We start from the raw sequence: 21,256 nt of genomic DNA, 5'->3' as shown, positions 1-21,256 counted from the left end.
CCCGCAGCGGGCACCTCGGACGAGGGCCCGCTCAGGGTCCCTCCAGAGGGGCCTGGGTGACGGTCTCCTCCGCCGGCGAGGCGGGTTGGTAGCCATTCCTCCCCGGACCGTCCGAGTCCCCCGTCGGGACGGTGGTACCGACGGGGGCGCGGTCGGGACGGTGGTAATGACGGGGCGCGGTCCGGACGGTGGTACCGACGGGGCCCGGTCCGGCCCGCTGTTTCGTCGTGCGCAGCGCCGTACACATGGCACGGCCGCATCCCGCATCGCCGCATCTGGGGGGCGGCGAGTCGATCACCCTTTTCTCCGGCTCCACCGGCGGACCGGCCCGCCCGCACCGAAGGGCCGTGGAACCGACTACGCCACCGCACTCGCCCGGCTGGGCGCCACCGGCACCCCGGGGACGCCGGTCTCCTGTCGGCCCGGTCCGGCGGGTCAGCCGAGGTGCGATCCGGTCTTCTCCAGGGCCTCGCGTACGGGCTGGTAGAAGGACTCGCCGCCCAGAACGCAGTTGCCCCTGCCGCCCGAGGTCAGGCCCAGCGCGGTGTCTCCGTCGAAGAGCGCGCCGCCGCTGTCCCCGGATTCCGCACAGATGCCGGCCTGGACCAGCTCATCGACCGGCCCTTCCTGGTAGTTGGCCGTCACCTCGACGGCGATGACCTCACCGCTCCGGATATGCGTACTGCTGCCGCTGCGCTGTACCCGCTCGCCTACGATGGCATCGCCCACCTTGCCGATCGACTGCATGCTGCCGTTGTAGAGGTCCACCCGGCTGGGGTGGGCGATGGCGGCGTCGGTGTACTTCGCGATCCCGAAGTCGTCACCGGGAAAGGCGCCGGCCTCCGTCACCGCGATCTCCGGGCCTTTTTGTGAGGCGGACCAGTTGCGCACCGCGTTGGTGCAATGGCCGGCGGTCAGGAAGTACGGCTGTCCGTCCCTGATGACGTTGAAGCCGAGTGAGCAGCGCGCGCCGCTGCCCCAGACGGCGTTGCCGCCGGCGATCAGCGGCCGGAGTGTGCCCGCCGACTGTCTGAGGACGGCGCGGTCGCCGAGCGAGGAGGTGACCTTCTTGAGCTGCTCCAGGCGATCGCCCTTGACCGTGCGGTCGGCGACGACGACCACCTGGTTGGTCCTGGGGTCCATCGCCCAGGACGTCCCGGGAATGGTGGCTTTCTGCTTGAGGGTCGCACGAGCCGCATTCAGCGAGGTGAGGGAGTGTTTGACGATCTTGGCCTCGGCGCCGGCCCCACGGACCTTGTCCACGGAGGCCGCGGTGGTCACATTGACGATGAGTTTGTTGCGCGGCGCGTCGTAGTAGAAGCCCGCCGCGTTGGCTCCGAGGGCGGAGCTGATGGTCCTGGCGCGCTGAGCGGCAGCGGTGGCTGACGGGGGCTCAGGGGCTTTGGCCGGGGCGGCCTGTGCGCACTGCAGGGTGAGTGCGGCGGCGATCAGAACCACGGTCCCCGCACTGCCGAGGACGGTGCGGGAGTCAGGTGCGCTTGTGTGCTTCAACTCAAGACCTCTGGTGTCGGAGTGGGGAATACGGTGGATATCCGGGACCGCCGGAGGCAGGCTTTTCCCTCCCCCTTGATGCAACCGTGTCCGCGCCGCCCCCGGACCTTCACGCAGGGCTTTTGCCGCACGCACGCAGCGACGCATCAGTTCGCTCCTATATCGCGGTACCGCTGTTACCGAGCACCCTGTCCACCGGAATGCATTGCCTCGTCATATGCCCTGCCCTTGAGGGTTATCGGCGTCACAGGCAGCCGCTGTGCATGGCACGCGGAATTGACATCATTCTTTCCCGCGGCTGCTGCGCGCTCCACCCGCCCGGCCACAGGCCTGCAGGAATCACCTGTACGGCCGGGGGCGCGCATCGGCCACCGCCCGGATACGGTCATTGATGCGGACGGGACTTACGAGGCCCTAGGCCGTATGAGTGAAATCGGGCCGCCCTCCCTAGGCACGGGCGTGGAGCGGTGGGTCAATCAAGGTATCCGCGCGACGGGCCGCCCATTCCTCCGCACGGGCCGGATCAGTCATTCCCATCGATCCCCCGGCGACCCCCTCCGCGCACCCTTGTGCATCTGCGTGGTGGTCTTGGGCCCGGTCGTTCTCGCAGGAGGCCACTCGTGCACGATCTCCCCGGACCGTCGTCCCGGCCCACCGCAACGGTCGGCCGCGTCGTCGGCCACATCGGCACCGAGGACCCGTCGGCGAAGGGCGGCACACGATCCGGCCGTCCCCGGCGGTTGCCTTCTCTGACCGGTCTGCGTTTCACCGCTGCGGGCGGAGTCGTCTTCACCCACAGTGCGCTGATGGTCAACCCTCACCTCGCCCGGACGCTTGGGCCCGAGGTATGGGTGGGGGCGAGTTCGGTTTCGCTTTTCTTTATTCTGAGTGGCTATGTGCTGACGCATTCCGCCCGACCGACCGACACCGCACGCGCCTTCTGGCGGCGGCGGGCCGCCAAGATTCTGCCCAATCACGTACTGACCTGGTGCGTGGTCGTGGCCGCGCTCGCCTGCGCCGGAGCGGCGACGACGACACACGGTTCCGGATGGCCGGCGAACCTCTCCAGCCTCTTCCTGGTGAACACCTGGGTGCCCAGTCAGCGCTTTGTCTCCGCGGGTAATCCGGTTTCCTGGTCGCTGGCCGCCGAAGGGTTTTTCTATCTTCTCTTCCCCCTGCTCCTGCCGTGGGTCGTGCGGCTGTCACGTCGTGGACTGCTGATCGGCGCGGGAGGGGCCGTCGTCCTCGTCTGGACATGCCCGGTGCTCTACGAGTTCGTCCTCAACCCGGGCGGACCGTCATTTCCCGGATACTGGTCCTTGTACATGCTGCCGATCACGCGGCTGCCCGAATTCGTCCTCGGCATGATGCTGGCCCGTATCTCCTCGGCGGAAATGCGGCTTCCGCGCATCGGCGTTCTCCCGGCCGCCCTGGGCGTCATCAGCACGATCGTGGTGAACGCTGCGTACCTGCCGCACAGCTTCCTGTACGCGGCCTCGACCGTGATCCCGCTCGCCACGCTCGTTTATGCGACCGCCGAGCTGGACCTGCGCGGCAGAAAATCGCTGCTGCGCGCACCTGCCCTGGTGTTCCTCGGGGAGATCTCCTATGCCATGTATCTCGTCCACTTCACGGTGCTGGGGGTGATGTACCTGTCGTTGACGGGTCATGGATGGAGCAACCTCTCCGTGGTTCTGGCCGGCCTTCCCGTCGTACTGCTGACCTCGTGGCTGCTGTATGCGGGGGTGGAGCGGCCGTGTGTGCGGCGCTTCTCCGTACCCCGCCGTGCCCGCCCTCGTGCCGCCACCACTCCGTGAGTGCACCCGGGCGTTCCGGTGTCCGTGCGGTCCGCCCGGCCCCCGGAGCGACCCGGCGTGCCTCGGCCGCCGCCCTCCGCACCGGTGTCAGCGCTCCCCCTCAGGACTACATCGGAAAGAAGCCCCCCATGACGAGTACGCGAAGTGAGCAGATCGCCGCCCACCGGCCCCGTTACCAAGACGAGCTGGCACACGGGCTGGAGCGGTTCTTCGAACCACGGCGCACCACGTGTCCTTGGTGCACCTCCTCCCGGCTGCGCGGGCGCCTGCGCACCACCGACCATCCCCAGCACAAGCCCGGGACGTTCGTACTCGACCAGTGCCGCAGTTGCGGGCACGTGTTCCAGAATCCCCGGCTGAGCGCGGACGGGCTGGATTTCTACTACCGGGACTGTTACGACGGCCTGGGCGAGGCGACGATGGCCCGGCTGGCCCGCTCCCCCCTCGCAGTGAAGCTCTACCGGGCCCGCGCCCGGGCGCTGCTCCCGTTCGGCCGCCCGTCACGGTGGCTGGATGTGGGCACCGGTCACGGCCACTTCTGTGCCGAAGCCCGAAGAATCCATCCGGACACCCGATTCCACGGGCTCGACTGGGGCGAGGGCGTCGAGCTCGCCGCACGCAACGGCCGTATCTCCCGGGCCTTTCGGGGTTCCTTCGTCGGGCTGGCAGGTCAGTTGGCCTGTCAGTACGACGTGGTGAGCATGCATCACTACCTGGAACACACCCTGGCGCCACGGCAGGAGCTGGCCGCCGCCCATACCGCGCTGCGGCCCGGCGGTCACCTCCTGGTGGAAGTGCCCGACCCGGAATCCGCCTCCGCCCGGCTGCTCGGCCAATGGTGGGGACCGTGGCTCCAGCCGCAGCATCTGCACTTCGTCCCCCTGGACAACCTGTGCAGTGCACTGGCCGACCAGGGATTCACCGTCGTGGCCACCGACCGGCACGAGCCCCATGTCCCCACCGATCTGACCTCCGCGGCGGTGAACCTGCTCAAATCCGTCCTGCCGAGCGAAGATCTGCCCTGGCTGCCCCGGAGGCCGGGCCAGGTCAGCCGCTGGATCCGCAGACTTTCCCTGCTGGCCGTCGCACCCGTGCTCCTCGTCCTCATCGCGCTCGACCTCCTGCTGGCGCCCTTCACCCGGCGCACCCGGTTGTCCAACGCCTACCGGGTGATCGCACGCCGCGACTGACCACCGCGCCGGGATGCCGCGGAAACGCCCGCGGAGAGGTCACCCGGCCCTCGTCCACCACACAACTGCGCGGGGATTCCGGCACGTTCGGCTGCAGAAGGAATGCGGCGGTTACACCGCCCGAGTGAAGCCGGTCGCAGTCGGAATCATCGCAGCCGACGAAACGGGACACTGCCGACCATGCACATCCTGATCGCTACCGCAGGCTCGCACGGGGACGTCGCTCCTTACACCGGTCTGGGAGCCCGGCTCCATCGCGCCGGACACCGGGTGGTGATGGCCACCCATACGCGCTCGGCCGAGCTGGTGCGCCGCAGCGGCCTGGGCTTCCACCCCCTTCCGCTCGACCGGTACGCCACGTCCGAAGCGGACGACACGCGGGGGCGCGGTCCGGGGAAGGGCGCCGGCCTCTCCAAGGCCGAACAAATACGGCTGGCAAGGGAATTGGCGCCGGAGATGGCCGACGCGGTGACCGAGGCCTGTTCCTCGGGTGCCGAGGTCCTCTTGTTCTCCAGCAGCCTGGCTCCCCTGGGGCTCGTGGCGGCGGAGGGGCTGCAACTGCCGGGCATCGGCGTGTTCTTGCAGCCCCTGGAGCCCACCCGGGAGTTCCCACCGGTCATCTTCGACGTGCCGTCGTGGGGACCGCTCGCCAACCGGGCGCTGGGACAGTGCGCACAGTCGTTGCTGGCCCGGGCTTTTGCTCCCGGGGTGCGCCATCTGCAGCGCCGGCTGGGCGTGACACGGGAGGCCTTGGAGCGGCGTCGGGCCACGTGGCCCGTCCACCACGGATTCAGCCCGGCGGTGGTTCCCCGGCCCGCCGACTGGCGGCCGGGCATGGAGGTGTCGGGCTACTGGTGGCCGTCGGAAGTCCCCGACTGGACACCGGAATCCAGGCTGGCGGATTTCCTCCAGGCCGGTCCACCACCGGTCTTCGTGGGCTTCGGCAGCATGGCGCCCAGTGACCCGGAGCGACTCGGACGTCTCCTGGCACGCGCCTTCCGGCTCGCCGGGGTACGCGGTGTCGTCCAGTCGAGCGGGGCGGGTCTGTCGGTGGAGGGGGACGATGTCCTGACGGTGGGCGAGGTCCCGCACGCCCAGCTGTTTCCGCAGATGGCAGCCGTCGTCCACCATGCGGGTGCCGGAACCACGGCGGCCGGCCTGCGTGCGGGCGTGCCGGCGGTCCCCGTTCCCATGATGCTGGACCAGCCCTTCTGGGCGTCACGTCTGACGTCGCTCGGAGTCGGTCCCGGAAAGCTCCCCTTCCAGCGGCTGACTGCGGAGAATCTCGCGGCCGCCGTGGGGAAAGCCGTGCGTGATCCCCGATACCGTCATCGCGCCCGTCAGGTAGCGGCGTTGCTCGCCACGGAGGACGGTGCCGGCCGGGTGCTGACGGCGGTCGAGCGATGGGCGGGAGGAGACCGCAGGGGGGACCAAGATCCAGGCCGTTGAGCTTGCCTGACGGAATGTCACTACGCACCACGGCGAACGGCCGCCGACCCGCCGAGCCTTGAGCTGCGGCCCTGACCTGCCCGGACCCTGACCTGCCGCCCCCCTCCGTCCCCCTCTTCGGCCGGACGCCGGTGTACCTCAGTCAGCGGAGTCCCGTGAATCCAATGCGTCCAGTGCGGCCCGTGCGTCCCGTGCGTCGAAGAAGCTCACCATGCGGCTGTTGACCGACTCCGCATGGTCGATCTGGGGTCCATGGCCGGTGTCGGCGACGATCTCGACCCGGGCGCCGGGCACCAGGCGCGGGACGCGCTCCTGCTGCCGTTGCGGATGCACCAGCAGGCTCCGCTTCCCGAGCAGCAGGTAGAGCGGAGTGCGGATACTGCGCAGCTCGTCTTCGGCGAGAGGGCGCGGGGCGGGGCGGCGGATGCGGTAGGCGCGCACGCCGAGCCGCACCATCGCGCGCAGTTCCGGCACCACCAGGACCGGCTGGTCGAGCCAGGCAGCGAGGCGTGGGCGCAGCGCCTTCGGCGCGCAGGTCGCGAAGAGGCTGACGAAGACCCAGGCGAAGAACCGGAGGCCCACCTTCTCCAGGCCGCCCGGGTCCAGCAGGGTGACCGAGGCCAGTCGGCCGGGCCGGTGCAGCGCCTGGTTCAGGGCGAGCCATCCGCCGTAGGAGGACCCGACGAGGTGGACCCGGTCGAGTCCGAGGCCTTCGAGCGCCTCGTCGAGCCACTGTGCCGCACGTTCAGGCTGATGGATCGGTTCGCGCTGCACGCTGCGTCCCGGGTCGCCGGGAGTGTCGATCGCATGGACCGGGCGCTGTGCGCTCAGGGCGGCGACGTTCGGGTACCACTGCGACGAGTTGCCTCCGGCGCCGTGCACCAAAACCACCGGGGTGCGGGAGGCGGCGCCGGGCTCCGTCGGCCCGTACCGGTAGACGTGTGTGGTCCCGAAGCGGGTCTCGACGTCGCACTCCCCGCCCGGGGCCGGCCCCAGGGCGTAGACGGCGTCGCACGCGGCGAAGTACCGGTCGCGCACCGCCTCGTTCACATAGCGGCCGACGGCGGGGTTGTGGTCTTGCGTCTTGGTGTCGGGCACAGCAGGCCACCTCCGGGACAGCAGGTTTAGTGGTACCACCGTATCACCAAGGTGGTACAGCGGTACCATGTAGCCGATCCCGCAGGCCGGACGGAACGAACGAGGCGGAGGGCACGGGCTGATGCCGAAGCGCGTGGACCACGAAGAGCGGCGCACCCAGATCGCCGAGGCGCTGGTCCGGGTCGCCGGGCGGCGCGGCCTGCACGCCATCGGGATGCGCGACGTGGCGGCCGAAGCAGGAGTGTCCCTGCGGCTGGTGCAGTACTACTTCGAGACCAAGGAAAAGCTGCTGCTCCACGGATTGCAGCAGCTGACCACCGGGCTCGGCGCCCGTATCGCCGGCCGGGTCCGGGCCGCCGGGAACGCCCCGGGACCGCGCGGGTTGATCGAGGCCATCCTCCTCGAATCCCTCCCCACCGACGAGGAGAGCCGGACCTTTCACCTCGTGTACACCTCCTACGCCGTGCTCTCCGTGACGGATGAGGCACTGGCCGCCCAGCCGTTCATCGACGGCCCCAATGCCGCCGAGGACGTGGTGGCCGACCAGTTGGAGCGGGCGCGCGAAGCAGGCCTCACCGCACCCGGCACGGACGTGCGCACGGAGGCGATCAGCCTCCTCGCCCTGTCTGCGGGCCTCGGCACCAGCGTCCTGGTGGGCCAGCGCACCCCGGAGGCCGCAGCAGCGGTCCTCCGCCACCACCTGGACCGGCTCTTCCCGGACGGTGGGTGAAGCGGCCGGGCGACCGGAGCCGCTGCCCGGACAATTACGTCGACTCCCCCGGCATCTGCAGTTAGCCTCGGCCTCCATGACCACCCTGCCGACCATGGATGACGTGTCCGTCCGGATCGCCGTCCGCGGCGACATCTCCCTCCCCGCAACGGCCAGTTCGACCCTGCGGGACGTCGTCCTCGACGGCAACCGCGGGCGGCAGACGTGGTTCCTCGCCGATGCCGGAGCACTGCGGGAGCAGCGGCCGAAGGGCCGGGGCCTGTCCCGATGACGCCCCCAGGAAAGGAATCCGCATGACCGAGCCGTTGACCCAACGACTCATCACCGCCCTCTACAAGGGACAGGTGCGCCGGGTGGACGCACTCTTGCAGCAGGGGGCTTCCCCGTCCGCTGCGAGCGCCGACGGGGAGACCCCGTTGTACCTTGCCTCGGTGAGCGGACACACGGACATCGTGCGACTGCTCCTCGAAGCGGGCGCCGCACCCGATGCGGAGAGCCGGGGAGAGCCGGGCAGTTCGGGTCTGCCGCTGTGTGCGGCGGCGTGCTGGGACCACTTCGAGGTGGTACGCGAACTGCTCGCTCACGGCGCCGACCCCGACCGGCGGGAGGATGACGGCAGCTCCTACTCCCCCTTGATGTGGGCGGCCACCGGCGGCCACCACCGGACCGCCCGGCTCCTGCTCGAAGCGGATGCCGATCCGGACGCGCGCCATCGCGGCCGGACCCCGTTGATGGCGGCGGCCGAGCGGGGATCGATTGCGGTGGTGCGGGCTCTGCTGTGCCACGGCGCCGACCCCCGTCTCACCGATACGTGGGGCCGGACGGCAGGGGACATGGCCCGCGAAAGGTGCGGCAGGGACGTCGAGAGCGAGTTGCGGGAGAGAGCGGGCGCCGCCCCGGACAGCAGGTGCGAGGTCCGGCGCAGTCCCCGTTCCGAGGGCACGGAGCTGGTCGAGATCACGGTCAGCTCAGCGAACGGACGGGGCGCAGCCCAGTGGCACGGTGAAACGGGACACGCCCTGATCGCCGCACTCCTGCAGGACGCCACGCGGGACTGAGGCTCGTCGGCAAGGTTCACGGGCACGGGGATACGCCGCCCTGGACGACCCTGCGCCACCGCCGCGTTCGGGGGTGCGTCCGGCAGTTCCCCGGTAGCCGCACAGGACTTGAGCTTGCCGTTCGTCCGACGGCCCGTGACCACCCCCGGCCGGATCGGCCAGATCACGGACATCGCCGACGCGGTCGCCTTCCCGGCCTCCGACGACGCCCGCTGGATCACCGGCACCAAGATCGACGTCACCGGCGGCGTCAACCTGTAGCGACCTCCGCACGAAGACCGCACCCGGGTCGGGGCAACGCCCGCATGAGTGGTCACATGCGGTGGGCCGTTCGATCGCGGACCGTAGACGACAAGGCGACGAAAGGGACGAACCCTGCACGGCCCCTGTGCCTCAGGGCCAACCTGCCGTCTCTGTAGAGTGATTGGCCTGGTGAGCACAACCGATCCTGGGAGAGTGGCATGGCCGACCGGCATCGGTTCCCGCACGCGGACCGGACGGACCGCGCCGACCGCGGCCTGGGGAGCCGGCAGCTCGCCGCGATGCTGCCCGACCCGGCGGAAGCACGGCCCGCCTACCGCCATCTGGCCAGGGCGATCAGTGGGCTGATATTGGACGGACGCATCGCGCTGCACGTCAGGCTCCCCGCCGAACGGGAGCTGGCCACGGCCCTCAACAGCAGCAGGGCCACCGTCACCGCCGTGTACGACCTGCTGCGCGAGAGCGGCTACGCGCACAGCCGCCAGGGTTCCGGTACGTGGACGGCCCTGCCGGAGGGCCGGGCCCCCAGCGGTATCGCACGGCTCCTCGGGCCCCAGGACACCGCGATCGACCTGGCCAGTGCCGCCCCCGGACTGCCGGAGCAGACACTCCTCGACGCCCTTGCTCAGATCACCCCTCGGCTGACCGAGCACGCGCACACCCCCGGCTACCATCCCTACGGCCTTCCGGAACTGCGCGCCGCCGTCGCCGAGCGCTTCACCCGCCGGGGACTGGCCACCATGCCCGAACAGATCCTGGTGACGGCCGGCGCCCAGCACGCGCTCACGCTCGTCCTGGGGCTGCTGTGCCGACCCGGTGACCGGGTCATGGTCGAGAATCCGTCCTACCCGAACGCCCTGGAGGCCATGCGCCGCGCCCGGCTGCGCACCTTGTCGGTCCCGGTGACCGACACCGGCTGGGACATCGAGATCATCGAATCGACCTTCCGCCAGGCGGTGCCCCAACTGGCGTACCTGCTGCCCGACTTCCACAATCCGACCGGCTGCCTCATGCCCGATGAGGAGCGCGTCCGCATCCTGCGCGCCGCGGAGCGCTCCGGCGCCTGGCTGGTCATCGACGAGACCCTGGCCGACCTCGCCCTCGACGTCCCCGCCCCGCCGCCGTTCGCCTCCCGCGCCCCCGGCGGGACCGGCCAGGTCATCACCATCGGCTCGATGAGCAAGACCCACTGGGGCGGTCTGCGCATGGGCTGGGTGCGCGCCCCCGCGCGGCTCGTCACCGAACTCGCCGGCCAGCGAGTCGCCACCGACATGGGCGGCTCGGTGCTGGACCAGCTGCTGGCCCTCCCCCTCCTGGCCCGAGCCGGGGAGCTGTTGCCGCCCCGCCTGGAACAGCTGCGCCGACAGCGCGCCGCCCTGGCCGCGGCCCTGGCCGAATACCTGCCGCAGTGGACCTGGCAACTGCCGCCCGGCGGACTGTCGCTGTGGGTCGACCTCGGCGCACCCCTCGCCTCGGCGCTGTCCGAGCGGGCCCTGGACTACGGGGTACGGATCGAGGGCGGTGCGTACTTCGGCACCGATCCGGGCCTGTTCGAACAGCGCCTGCGTATCCCCTACACCATGTCGCCGGAGACCCTGCGCGAGGCCGTGCACCGCATGGCCGCCGCCCTCGCCGATGGGCCTTCACCGTCGTCCGCCACCCGCCGAGCGCACTGGGTTGCCTGAATCGGGACGGCTTGTGAGCTGACCCCTTCGGTAACGGCGCTTCCAGTCGGCATGCACCGCACCGGAGTTGACGCGCTCCCCGCGCGGCCACACATCGGCCGGTCCTCCGTCATGGCCACCACGCCACACCCGCCCCCACCCACAACCCATTAGTCGGATTATTGCTTTCTTTCACACTCCGTCTGCATTGTGTAAAACCTTTGGTGTTAGCCGCATATAGAGGGTGCAACGGGTGCATGGTCAGTGATGCCCGGCCATCGGCAGGGCATCTCGCACCATGGCCTCGCGCCATGGCAATGCAGAAAGGCACGATCCATGACTGACGGATTCAAGCGGGCCCTCGCTCTCGGCGCCGCCACCGTTGCTCTCGCCGGAGGCACCCTCCTCTCCTCGGTGGGTGTCGCCTCGGCCACGTCGTCGCACCACGGAGACCACACGGCCACCCGACACGTCGACAGGGGCCGGTGTCACATGGTCCACGGACACTGGTCCCGCACCTGGCACCCGGCCTGGCGTGACCGGCACGGCGTGCGCCACCCCGGCTACTGGACCCGCACCTGGCACCGGGAGCACCTGGTCTGCCACCGCCACTGACCACTCCCCCGCAGTAGTTGCAGGGCCCCCGAGCCGGCGCGGACTCGGGGGCCCACCCGTGTACGGCTTCAGCGCACACCGTGGGGCCGGAACTGGATACTGATCCGCGGCCCCGCCGCATGGGTGGTCTTGGGGATCGCATGTTCCCAGGTCCGCTGGCAGGAGCCGCCCATCACGATCAGGTCGCCGTGCCCCAGCGGCCGCCGTACGGTGCCGCCGCCGCGCCGCGGGCGGAGCAGCAGATCGCGCGGCGTACCCACGGACAGGATGGCGACCATCGTGTCCGCGCGCCGGCCGCGGCCGATCCGGTCGCCGTGCCAGGCCACACTGTCGCGGCCGTCGCGGTAGTAGCAGAGCCCCGCCGTGGTGAACGGTTCACCGAGTTCGGTGGCGTAGTGGGCGGAGAGCGCGTCCCTCGCCTCGGCCAGCACGGGGTGCGGCAGGGGGTCGCCGGCCTCGTAGAAAGCGAGCAGCCGTGGCACATCCACCACCCGCTCGTACATCCGCCGACGCTCGGCCTGCCAGGGCACCTCGGCGGCGAGCTGCGCGAACAGGGCGTCGGCCCCGCTCAGCCACCCGGGCAGCAGATCGAGCCAGGCCCCGTCACCGAGCTCGGTCCTGCGCACGCCGCGCAGCGGGCCGAGACGGACCTCGTCGGCCTGGTCGAAGAGCGAGCCCTGAAGGTGCATGGCCATGCTTCCAGAGTACCCATTATTCGAATAAGTGTTCTGTAGTGTGGCCGTCACGCATGGGCACCCCCTGCGCCACCGGCCCCGCACCGACACGCCTCGGCACGCTCGGCACGCCCCGACACACACCGACACACACGGGCGCGCATCGACACGCACCGTTCGCGAGGAAGCGGCAGCCGCCACGCGACGGCCTTGCCTCCCCGGGACACCGGGGGCAGGCTGAATACATGGGCAATGGAGAAGGCCCTACGCTCATCACTTCCGTCCAGCGCGCCTTCCGCTTGATGGAGGCCGTGGGTGCCCACGAGGGCGGCGCACCGGCGAAACAGCTGGCACGCGAGACAGAGCTGCCGCTGGCCACCACCTATCACCTCCTGCGTACGCTGGCGCACGACGGGTACATCCGGAAACTGGAGGACGGCGGCTTCGTCCTGGGTGACAAGCTGGACACCCTGCACGCCGGAGGGCGGGGGCAGGCGTTGCTCAACCGGGTCCGCCCCGCGCTCGCAGCACTACGCGACGACCTCTCGGCCGCCGCCTACCTGACCTTCTACGAGGATGGCGAGATCCGGGTGGCCGAGATCGTCGACGGCCCCCGGGCACCCCGGGTCGACCTCTGGGTGGGCTTCGAGGACGCCGGGCACGCCACGGCACTGGGGAAGTGTGTGCTGCGCGAGCTGGACGACGAGGCCCGTGACGACTACCTCTCCCGGCACCCTCTTGCCGACCTCACGCCCCGCACCATCACCGGACGGGCCGAACTGCTGCGCAAGCTCGACACTCTGCCCATGGCACCGCTCGTGATGGACATGGAAGAGTACGCGCTCGGCACGTTCTGCGTCGCGGTGCCGGTCTACAGCGGCGAGACGCTCGGATCCCTCGGCGTATCGCTGCGGGCGGACCGCATCTCGCGCATCGACGAGGTCCGCAGCCGACTACTTCCGACGGCGAGCCGCGTCACCAGAGGACTCTCACTCACTATGTGAAATTCCAGCCCTTGCCACTTCCCCGCAGATGCCGCTTTCCTTAATGAAACGGACATTTCAGGTGCCAGTGCCCTGAGCCCAGGGCTCTGAGCAGGGAAGCGAGTCGCGGACCAGTACATGCGCCAAACCCGGACCCATCACCACGACCGCCTGCCGCGGTGGCAGCTCCCCAAGCCGTTCTCCACTCTGCGGGCAGCGGCCCGCCGGCCCGCTCCGCCCCGGGGGGAGGCACCGGCCCGTGCGACGGACACCCGCCGCCACTACACCTCCTGCCTGCCGGTTCTGATCATCGCGGCCGTGGCGATCCTCGCCTTTTCCGGCGGAACCGGTATGAGCTGGCTGCCGCTGCTCGCCGTGGGCCCCGCGCTGGCTGCCGCCACCAACGGGCCGTGGGGAGTGCTCCGCGTGGGTGTCCTGGCGGTGGCACTGGGTGCGGCGCTCGGTCTGCACGACGGTGCGCCGGGCAGCGACCAGGCGATCGTACTGTCGACACTGTCCGCCGTGACGTTGGCCAGCAGTCTGGCCGGCGCCCTGCGCAGGCGTCGCGAGCAGGTGCTGGCCGCCGTCCGCTCGGTCGCCGAGGCGGCGCAGCACGCCTTCCTCAAACCCGTGCCGGCGACGGTCGGGCCCTTCCAGACGGCCGTCCACTACAGCGCCGCCGCTGCCGAGGCCCGGATCGGCGGGGACCTCTACGCCCTGGTGCCGACGCCGTACGGGGTCCGGCTGATCGTGGGCGATGTGCGCGGCAAGGGGCTCCCCGCGGTGGGAATCGCCGCACTGGTCCTGGGAGTGTTCCGGGAAGCGGCCTACGACGAGCCGGATCTGCTCGATGTGGTCCACAGGATCGAGCGCAGCCTGGCGCGCAACCTCGGTCCGGACGACTTCGTCACCGCCGTGCTGGCCGGATATCCCGAGGCCGGCCGTATGGAGCTGGTCAACTGCGGGCATGCCGCTCCGCTCCTGGTCCACGACTCGGGCGTACTGCCCGTCGAGCCCGCCCGTCCGGCCCCGCCGCTCGGTTTGCGGGCCCTGGCCGACGAGGCCCCCGGCCTCCAGGAAATCGCCCTGCGCGACGGGAACCAGCTGCTCTTCTACACCGATGGCGTGACCGAGGCCCGGGACCACAAGCGGCAGTTCTACCCGCTCGTGGAGCGGCTGTCACGGCACCTGTCGCAGGAGCCGTCCCACACTCTCGCCGCGCTCCACGAGGACCTGCTCGCGCATGTGGGCGGCGAGCTGCACGACGACGCCGCCATGCTCCTTCTCCGGAAGACGGCCGACGCCCCCTCGGCGGTCCCGAACCCACCTGCCCCCTCGGCCGGGCGGCGGCCCTGCCCTCCGGTGGCCGCCGAATAGGAGCGCCGCACCCGGGGGGTGTGCGGTGTGGCGGCGCACCCGGGGGGTGTGCGGTGTGGCGGCGCACCGGGAGGCGGGAACCGGTGGTGAGCTGAGTACGGTCGATCGAGTTGATCGCCCCTCACCTACCGGCCCGAACGGCCAACAGCACCGTACTCACGTACTGAGGAGCGCCTCGTATGTCGAAACCACCGCTTCCCGATGCCGCAGCCACCATGTTGAGCAAGCCGAATCCGGCCGTCATCACGACGCTGAGGCCGGATGGGCAGCCGGTGTCCACGGCCACCTGGTACCTCTGGGACAACGGCCGGGTCCTGGTCAATATGGATGAGGGCCGCAGACGGCTGGAGCATGTCCGCAACGACCCCCGCGTCTCGCTGACCGTGCTGGACGAGGGCAATTGGTACACGCACCTCAGCATCGTCGGCCACGTCGCCGCACTCCGTGACGACGAAGGGCTCGCCGATATCGACCGGCTGGCACAGCAGTACCTCGGCAAGCCGTACCCACAGCGGGACCGCCGCCGGGTCAGCGCCTGGATCGAGATCGACCGCTGGCACGGCTGGGGCAGCATGAAGGACAGCAGCCAGCCGGGCTGACGACGGCCGCGGAGCGGCCCTCCCTCTCCTCCCCGGTGCCGCGGTACGGCGGCGGTCATACGCCGTGCCTCTCACCCGCACTTGTGCGGTGGGGCGCGCGCACCGGGGGCGGATGCCCGGCGGTCATCTCGGCCGACGGTCATCTCGGCCGACGGTCACCTCGGCCGGCGGCCGAAGGCCGATGCCCAGCCGTCGTCCCGGCGGGCGCGGTCACCTCCCGGCCAGGAGTCCCTTGCGCAGGGTGGTGCACACGCGGGTCAGCAGACGCGAGACGTGCATCTGGGAGAGGCCGAGCTCCTCACCGATCTCGGACTGTGTCATTTCCTCCCCGAAGCGCAGCCGGAGGAGGGTGCGTTCGCGGTCATCGAGCTTGGCCAGGTGCGGCTTGAGAGCCTGGACGTCTTCTGCCAGGGCGAGGGCGGGGTCTTCGGCGCCGATGAGGTCGGCGACGAGACCGGTCTGCTGCTTGCCGCCGCCGGCTTGGACGGGCCGGTCTATGGAGTCGCTGTCGTAGCCGTTGCTGGCCACGAGCCCCTCCGCCACCTCGTCCGCCGCCAGATCGAGGCGGGCCGCGAGGTCGGCGACGGACGGCTCGTGGCTGCCCTCGCTCTCCAGCTCTTCCCGGGCTCGGGCAATGTCGATGCGGAGTTCCTGCAGGCGCCGCGGCACGCGCACCGACCAGGTGGTGTCGCGGAAGAACCGCTTGATCTCGCCCTGGATGTAGGGGACGGCCAGCGTGGTGAACTCCACGTCGCGGGAAGGGTCATAGCGGTCGATCGCCTTGATCAGACCGATCGTCCCCACCTGCAGGACGTCCTCCGCGGACTCCTTGCGGCTGGAGAAGCGGCGGGCGACGTAGCGCACCAGGGAGAGGTTCATCTCGATGAGGGTGTTGCGCGCGTACTGGTACTCGGGGGTCCCCTCCTCCAGTTCCTGCAGCCGCAGCAGGAACTGCTTCGACAACTCCCGTGCGTCGGACGGAGCGACGCGCAGCGGAACCTGGATCTGCGGCAGCACCGTCGGGGCCGGCACGGCACACTCCTGCGGTGTGGTCGCCAACTCCGTTCCCGCGTTCATGGTGCTGTTGCTGCTCATGCTGCTGGCTCCCGCCTGTTGCTGAGCCCCCGTCGCCTGCTCCCCTACCCGCCGCTGCCGCAGGCATGTCAGGTCGTCCTCCCTTGTCCGGCCCGCCTGCCGGCGCTCCCGATGACCCGGCTTTGACCTGACGTGCCCGGCAGGACGTCTCACGGCCGTGCCGACGCCTCCGGCCGGGTGGAGAGGAACAGCGGGGTGACCGAGGCACAGAGGTGCACGGTGGCGCCGTTCCGTTCGACGGGCACGTGGGTGCCGAACGCGTCGAGCGCGTGGACCGTCGCGTGGGGCCACGGCCAGTCGACGGGTGTCCCGGGTTCGTCCTCTCCGGTGAAGGCGTCCCCGGCCATCCACAGGACGTGCAGCGGTCCGCGGCCCTCACGTGACACCTCGAACGCGTACAACTCCGGTCGGGCTGCGGCCTGGAGGCGGCGGACCTGCGTGGTGCCGTCGAGGCAGGCGGTGACGAGGGCGAAGGTATCGGCGGACGGGTGGCGCCGGGTCAGGCCGGTGCCGTCGTAGTCCATCAGGGCGAGCCTGCCGAAGAGGAATCCCATCATGTTCAGCCGGTCGCGGTAGCCCGGGATTTCGGGGGCCAGATCCCAGCATGCCGTGCGGGTCACCCCGGCGGCGAGGGCGAGGACGTTACGGGTGACGATCTGGCGGCAGTTGATCCGGTCCCGCTTCGCGGCGAGCTCGGGCGGGCAGCCCTCCATGAACATCTGTAACTGCGGGGGCAGTTGCGCCATGCGGGCGTAGAGGGTGCGCATGGCCGTGCGGTCAGGGGGCTCGCGGGAGGCCTCGTCCGGGTGCTCGTCCGAGACCGTGTCCGAGGCCGTGTCCGAGGCCGCGTCCACCGTTTCGTCCGTGGTCTCCTTCCACGTCTCGCCCAAGGTCGCGTCCCCCGTTCCGTCCGAGGTCGCGTCCGCGGGCTGCGTCTCGGGGGGTGGCAGGCGCCGGCCCCGCGAAGGCCGCCATCATCGTCTGCTGGAACACGGCCTGGGCCTCGGGGAATTCGAAGAGCGTCGGCCCGTTGTACTCCCCCGCCACCACCGGCCGCTCATAGCCGTGGCGGCGCATCATCTCGCGGACGGATTCCACCTGCTCGGGGATGTGGTGCGGATCGCCGTAGAGATGGACGGAGAACAGGTCGAAGAAATCCCGGCCGTGCGCGACGACATGGTCGAAGAACTGCCGGGCCGGACTGCCGGACGGGCTGGAGAGCACGTCATAGCCGCAGCCCCCGAGGACGACCCTCGCTGCCGGGTCCGCGCCGCGCACACAGTGGTGGAAGGCGGTGAGCTGGTCCACGTACTCCGGCGCGGTACCCGCCCACAGGAGGCCGGTGTTGCTGGGCTCGTTGTTGCACTGCCAGTAGTGGACACGCCCCCGGCAGCGGGTTACCAGATCGCCGACGAAGCGCTCGTAGTGCCGCGGGTCGCGGGCGGGCGACGACGGCAGAAAGCCCGTCGGGTGCCGGGTCGCCCACGGGGAGCTGGAACACACGGTCACCCATACCTCGTCGGCCGGATCCAGCTGGCCGAGGATCGCGTCGACGACCGTCCAGTCATAGCGTCCCGGCTCCGGTTCGACCTGGCCCCAGTAGACATAGACACGCACCAGCGTGCCGCCGAGCTTCCGCATCTCGGGCACGAAGCTGTCCGGAGCTCCGAACATGCCGTAGCTGATTCCCCTGACGACACCCAGACGGACCCCGGCCGGGGCAACGGACTGGTTCATGTGGACTCCTGAACTCCCTGGGCTTGCGTATATGACATATACCTTACCTTGACGAGATAAACTCACGCCATGAAGGAGAATCCGAGCAGCGCACCCGCGCCCTTGATCTGGACCCGGCCCTCACCCTCGCGGCGCCGCAGCCCGCTGGAGCGGGACGACATCGTGCAGGCCGCCGTCGCGGTCGCCGACGAGGGCGGGGCGCAGGCACTGACGATGACGGCGGTCGCCAAGCGGCTCGGGCCCTACACGCCGATGGCGCTGTACCGCTATGTGCTCAGCAAGGACGGCCTGATCGACCTGATGCTCGACAGCGTCACGGCAGAGATCCCGGTGCCCGAGGAGCCGGGCGCCGACTGGCGCGCCGACCTGCACGCACTGGCCTCGGAGAGCTGGGCGATGATCAAGCGCCACCTCTGGTACGCCCAGCTCATGCCGACGCGCCCGCCCCTGGGCCCGCACTTGATGCGCCGCACCGAGTTCATCCTCGGGGTACTGGTGCGGCAGGGCTTCACGGTCGGCGAGGCCATGACCTACGCGGCCCTCCTGGACCGGCACATCCTCGGCAGCGCACAGCAGGAGGCGGAGGAGCTCGCCATGCGCCGCCGGTATGGACTCCACTCGCCACAGCAGCTCAGCGAGGCCATCACCGCCGCCCGCGACCTGGCGGCCGAGGGCGGGCGCCATCCGCTGCTCACGGAGTGGATGACCGCCCCGTCGGGGGCCGGCATGGACGAGCAGTTCGAGCTCAGCCTCGCGTTCCTCATCGATGGCATCGCGACGCGTCTGCCGCGCCGGGGCGCACCCGCAGGAGGGGTCGACGCCGCGACGACGTGAGGGTCACACCTGGAGATCGCGCCGAAATTCCCTTGCGTGCGCGGTGGCGTCATGACACCCTTCTCTTAACGCAACATTCGTAGCAGTAAGAGTCTCCCGGGGGAAGAACCAGCCGATGTCCCGCCGCACCGTTTTGTTCGAGGAGATTCCGGTCTCCGACGCCAGCTCAGGCCCCTACGCCCTCGCTACGGGCCCCGACGATGCAGTGTGGTGCACTCTGGTTCACGCCGGGCAGATCGCCCGGCTGGCACCGGGCGGGCAACTCGACCGCTATCCGCTCGACTCCGCCACCTGCGGTCCCTCCCTCATCACCTCGGGATCCGATGGGGCGTTGTGGTTCACCCGTAGCCAGGACCATCGGATCGGACGGATCACCGTGGACGGGAAGGCGACCTCGTTCCCCCTCCCGAGCCCGGGCAGCGGCCCCTTCGGGATCGTGGCCGCCACCGACGGAGCCCTGTGGTTCACACAGCTGCACACCGACCGCATCGGGCGTATCGACACGAACGGCCGAGTGACTGAGTTCCCGCTGCCGCTGCGCGGTGCCTTCCCCTCAGCCATCACGACCGGCCCCGACGACGCCCTGTGGTTCACCCTCAACCAGGCGGACGCGATCGGTCGCCTCAGCTTCGAGGGCGACCTCACCCTCCACCGGCTTCCGACCGAGAACGCCGCGCCGGTCGGCATCACCTGCGGGGCGGACGGCGCGCTCTGGTTCGTCGAGATAGGTGCCGGCCGGATCGGCCGTATCACCACGGACGGTCGGATCGACGAGTTCCCGCTGCCGGACCCGGCGTCCCGGCCCCATGCGATCGTCGCCGGCCCGGCCGGTGACTGCTGGTTCACCGAATGGGGAGCCAACCGCATCGGGTCCATCACTCCCGACGGCCAAATCGAGGAGTACGACCTTCCGAGTCCCTCATCGGAACCGCACGGCCTGGCCTTCGGAGCTGACGGCGCCCTCTACGTGGCGCTGGAAACCGGAGCGATTGCCCGCATGGCTCCCTGAGCGCACCGCGGTGTCGCTCTCGGCAAGCTGCCTCTCGGTGTCACCATCGAGAGAGACAGGCATCGCCGCTGGGAGCAAGGGCGACCGACGGTGCCACGACATGGACAGCCCACGGGGCGAAGGCTCGGCGAGCTGCAAACCGAGGAGAGGTGCCTGAATGAGCAGTCCAGCCGCCCGGGCCCGGATGCTCGGTGACCTGATCGCCGCCAGTCACGTGATCACGCTGGAGCAGGTGCCGGACTTGGTCGTCAAGCACGCGGCCCGGGTCGGCTGGCCGGGGGTGCTGATCTACCTGGCCGATCTGCAGCAGGAAGTGCTGTGCCTGCTTGCCGGTCAGGGGCCGGGGGCCGGCGGCGGCGCCGAGGCGCCGCCGGATGTGGTGCGGGTGGAAGGCACCCTCGCCGGGCGGGCGTTTCAAACCGGGGGCATCGTCGGGGGTCCCACCCCCGAGGCGGACCAGTGGTGGGTCCCGTTGCTCGACGGCACCGAGCGACTGGGCGTGCTGCGCGCCTCCGGCCCCCCTGGTACGGAGATGGACTCCCAGGCGGCCCAGGACCTGCGCAACCTTGCCGGGCTGATTGCGCTGATGATCGTCAGTAAGCGGGGGGCGAGCGACACCTATGCCCGGCTGGTGCGGCGCCGGAGGATGAACGTGGCCGCGGAGATGGAGTGGCGCATCATGCCACCGAGGACCTTCGCCACCGACCGGGTGCTGGTCAGTGCGGTGATGGAGCCCGCCTATGAGGTCAGTGGCGATGTCTTCGACTACGCCATCGCCGGGGAAACCGTGCATCTGGCGCTCTTCGACGCCATGGGCCACGACACGGCCGCCGGCCTGACCGCGAACCTCGCGGTCGCCGCCAGCCGCAACCGGCGCCGGCAGGGCCCCGGAATCCTGCAGATCGCCGAAGCCGTGGAACGCGCGCTGGTGGAACAGTTCGGCTGCAGCCGCTACGCCACGGGCATTCTGGCCGAGCTGAATACCGGCACCGGGCTCCTCACCTGGACCAGCGTCGGGCACCCTACGCCGGTCATCATCCGCAAGGGACGCACCGCACTGAGCCTGACCTGCCCGCCCGCCCCTCCGATGGGCACCGACCTGGGCCTGCCGCCCACCCTGGTCCGGGAACAGCTGGAGCCCGGCGACCGCCTGCTGCTCTACACCGACGGCATCACCGAAGCCCGTAACCACGCGGGCCAGGAATTCGGCCTGGCGGGCTTCACCGACTTCCTCATCCGGCACCACGCCGACGGGCTGCCCGTCCCGGAGACCCTGCGGCGCCTGATCAGGCGTCATCTGGCGTACCACGACGGCCGGCTCGACGACGATGCCACGGTCCTGCTGCTGGAGTGGAACGGCCCCACCCCCTACCGCCTCGCACGGGTCGAAGCCCTCGCCGGCCTCCCGGAACACTCCACCACCGACACACCCCTGGCCGCCCCCTGGAGCACACCCACCAGAGACGTCCTCTAAAGCCCCGGGGCCACACGAGGCGCCGGGGCCACGCAATGCGCCGGGGCCACCGGGCCCCTGCCCGAGGCGGGTGGATGACC

The 21,256-nt window shown here is 70.3% G+C and carries 21 protein-coding genes; 15 read left to right on the top strand and 6 right to left on the bottom strand.

All coding sequences use genetic code 11. The features are described 5' to 3' along the window. Positions 1 to 435: 435 nt before the first annotated feature. Positions 436 to 1,512, bottom strand: a complete 1,077-nt coding sequence (locus tag ACF088_RS09310) for a S1 family peptidase (RefSeq protein WP_392374791.1) — start codon at positions 1,510 to 1,512, stop codon at positions 436 to 438. 620 nt (positions 1,513 to 2,132) lie between these two features. Between ACF088_RS09310 and ACF088_RS09305 the strand changes: the two genes are divergently transcribed. The 3 genes from ACF088_RS09305 to ACF088_RS09295 all read left to right on the top strand — a co-directional run bounded on the left by ACF088_RS09305 (position 2,133) and on the right by ACF088_RS09295 (position 5,968). Beyond that, complete coding sequence (locus ACF088_RS09305; RefSeq protein WP_392374790.1) at positions 2,133 to 3,329, top strand: acyltransferase family protein; 1,197 nt, start codon at positions 2,133 to 2,135, stop codon at positions 3,327 to 3,329. A 128-nt stretch (positions 3,330 to 3,457) separates the two neighbouring features. Continuing rightward, entirely contained in the window at positions 3,458 to 4,519 is a 1,062-nt protein-coding gene (locus tag ACF088_RS09300; RefSeq protein WP_392374789.1) for a class I SAM-dependent methyltransferase, read from the top strand. Between the two features lie 180 nt (positions 4,520 to 4,699). Further along, the gene (locus ACF088_RS09295; RefSeq protein ID WP_392374788.1) at positions 4,700 to 5,968 is read left to right on the top strand and encodes a glycosyltransferase; all 1,269 of its coding nucleotides are present in this window, start codon (positions 4,700 to 4,702) and stop codon (positions 5,966 to 5,968) included. 138 nt (positions 5,969 to 6,106) lie between these two features. Here ACF088_RS09295 and ACF088_RS09290 read toward each other — a convergent pair whose 3' ends face one another. Beyond that, positions 6,107 to 7,066 (bottom strand): alpha/beta fold hydrolase, encoded by a 960-nt coding sequence (locus ACF088_RS09290; RefSeq protein WP_392374786.1) that lies wholly within the window; start codon positions 7,064 to 7,066, stop codon positions 6,107 to 6,109. Positions 7,067 to 7,187: 121 nt separating this feature from the next. On the opposite strand from ACF088_RS09290, the gene ACF088_RS09285 reads away from it, so the two are divergent. The 6 genes from ACF088_RS09285 (at position 7,188) to ACF088_RS09260 (ending at position 11,394) form a co-directional block, all read left to right on the top strand. After that, positions 7,188 to 7,796, top strand: a complete 609-nt coding sequence (locus tag ACF088_RS09285; RefSeq protein ID WP_392374784.1) for a TetR/AcrR family transcriptional regulator — start codon at positions 7,188 to 7,190, stop codon at positions 7,794 to 7,796. A gap of 76 nt (positions 7,797 to 7,872) precedes the next feature. Beyond that, on the top strand, positions 7,873 to 8,067 hold the full coding sequence (locus tag ACF088_RS09280; RefSeq protein ID WP_392374783.1) for a DUF4180 domain-containing protein: 195 nt from the start codon (positions 7,873 to 7,875) through the stop codon (positions 8,065 to 8,067). 22 nt (positions 8,068 to 8,089) lie between these two features. Continuing rightward, positions 8,090 to 8,854 (top strand): ankyrin repeat domain-containing protein, encoded by a 765-nt coding sequence (locus ACF088_RS09275; protein WP_392374782.1) that lies wholly within the window; start codon positions 8,090 to 8,092, stop codon positions 8,852 to 8,854. 114 nt (positions 8,855 to 8,968) lie between these two features. Beyond that, on the top strand, positions 8,969 to 9,115 hold the full coding sequence (locus ACF088_RS09270; protein ID WP_392374781.1) for an SDR family oxidoreductase: 147 nt from the start codon (positions 8,969 to 8,971) through the stop codon (positions 9,113 to 9,115). Positions 9,116 to 9,315: 200 nt separating this feature from the next. Beyond that, on the top strand, positions 9,316 to 10,800 hold the full coding sequence (locus tag ACF088_RS09265; RefSeq protein ID WP_392374779.1) for a PLP-dependent aminotransferase family protein: 1,485 nt from the start codon (positions 9,316 to 9,318) through the stop codon (positions 10,798 to 10,800). A gap of 315 nt (positions 10,801 to 11,115) precedes the next feature. Next, positions 11,116 to 11,394, top strand: a complete 279-nt coding sequence (locus ACF088_RS09260; protein ID WP_392374778.1) for a hypothetical protein — start codon at positions 11,116 to 11,118, stop codon at positions 11,392 to 11,394. A gap of 68 nt (positions 11,395 to 11,462) precedes the next feature. Here ACF088_RS09260 and ACF088_RS09255 read toward each other — a convergent pair whose 3' ends face one another. Further along, a complete protein-coding gene (locus ACF088_RS09255; protein WP_392374777.1) occupies positions 11,463 to 12,089 on the bottom strand; it encodes an alpha-ketoglutarate-dependent dioxygenase AlkB in 627 nt (208 codons plus the stop codon). A gap of 224 nt (positions 12,090 to 12,313) precedes the next feature. Here ACF088_RS09255 and ACF088_RS09250 point away from each other — a divergent pair, with 224 nt between their 5' ends. From ACF088_RS09250 to ACF088_RS09240, 3 genes are all read left to right on the top strand, one after another. Further along, a complete protein-coding gene (locus ACF088_RS09250; protein WP_392374776.1) occupies positions 12,314 to 13,072 on the top strand; it encodes an IclR family transcriptional regulator in 759 nt (252 codons plus the stop codon). 117 nt (positions 13,073 to 13,189) lie between these two features. Further along, complete coding sequence (locus ACF088_RS09245; protein ID WP_392374775.1) at positions 13,190 to 14,428, top strand: PP2C family protein-serine/threonine phosphatase; 1,239 nt, start codon at positions 13,190 to 13,192, stop codon at positions 14,426 to 14,428. Between the two features lie 179 nt (positions 14,429 to 14,607). Continuing rightward, complete coding sequence (locus ACF088_RS09240; protein ID WP_392374774.1) at positions 14,608 to 15,027, top strand: PPOX class F420-dependent oxidoreductase; 420 nt, start codon at positions 14,608 to 14,610, stop codon at positions 15,025 to 15,027. Positions 15,028 to 15,237: 210 nt separating this feature from the next. Here ACF088_RS09240 and ACF088_RS09235 read toward each other — a convergent pair whose 3' ends face one another. The 3 genes from ACF088_RS09235 to ACF088_RS09225 form a co-directional block, all read right to left on the bottom strand. Next, entirely contained in the window at positions 15,238 to 16,122 is an 885-nt protein-coding gene (locus ACF088_RS09235; RefSeq protein WP_392374772.1) for a SigB/SigF/SigG family RNA polymerase sigma factor, read from the bottom strand. Positions 16,123 to 16,271: 149 nt separating this feature from the next. After that, on the bottom strand, positions 16,272 to 16,889 hold the full coding sequence (locus ACF088_RS09230) for a hypothetical protein (protein WP_392374771.1): 618 nt from the start codon (positions 16,887 to 16,889) through the stop codon (positions 16,272 to 16,274). 10 nt (positions 16,890 to 16,899) lie between these two features. Next, the gene (locus tag ACF088_RS09225; RefSeq protein WP_392374770.1) at positions 16,900 to 17,859 is read right to left on the bottom strand and encodes a hypothetical protein; all 960 of its coding nucleotides are present in this window, start codon (positions 17,857 to 17,859) and stop codon (positions 16,900 to 16,902) included. 69 nt (positions 17,860 to 17,928) lie between these two features. Between ACF088_RS09225 and ACF088_RS09220 the strand changes: the two genes are divergently transcribed. The 3 genes from ACF088_RS09220 (at position 17,929) to ACF088_RS09210 (ending at position 21,176) form a co-directional block, all read left to right on the top strand. Next, entirely contained in the window at positions 17,929 to 18,693 is a 765-nt protein-coding gene (locus ACF088_RS09220; protein ID WP_392374769.1) for a TetR/AcrR family transcriptional regulator C-terminal domain-containing protein, read from the top strand. Positions 18,694 to 18,808: 115 nt separating this feature from the next. Beyond that, positions 18,809 to 19,702 carry a virginiamycin B lyase gene (locus ACF088_RS09215; protein ID WP_392374768.1) on the top strand — a complete coding sequence of 298 codons (894 nt, stop codon included), beginning with the start codon at positions 18,809 to 18,811 and terminating at the stop codon, positions 19,700 to 19,702. A 184-nt stretch (positions 19,703 to 19,886) separates the two neighbouring features. Beyond that, on the top strand, positions 19,887 to 21,176 hold the full coding sequence (locus tag ACF088_RS09210; RefSeq protein ID WP_392375009.1) for a PP2C family protein-serine/threonine phosphatase: 1,290 nt from the start codon (positions 19,887 to 19,889) through the stop codon (positions 21,174 to 21,176). The last annotated feature ends 80 nt before the right edge of the window (positions 21,177 to 21,256 follow it).

The sequence above is a fragment of the Streptomyces sp. NPDC015125 genome (assembly GCF_043080045.1).
Classification (GTDB): Bacteria; Actinomycetota; Actinomycetes; order Streptomycetales; family Streptomycetaceae; genus Streptomyces.
The sequence above is the reverse complement of the archived record's forward strand: the minus strand, read 5'-3'. Positions and strand labels throughout refer to the sequence as shown.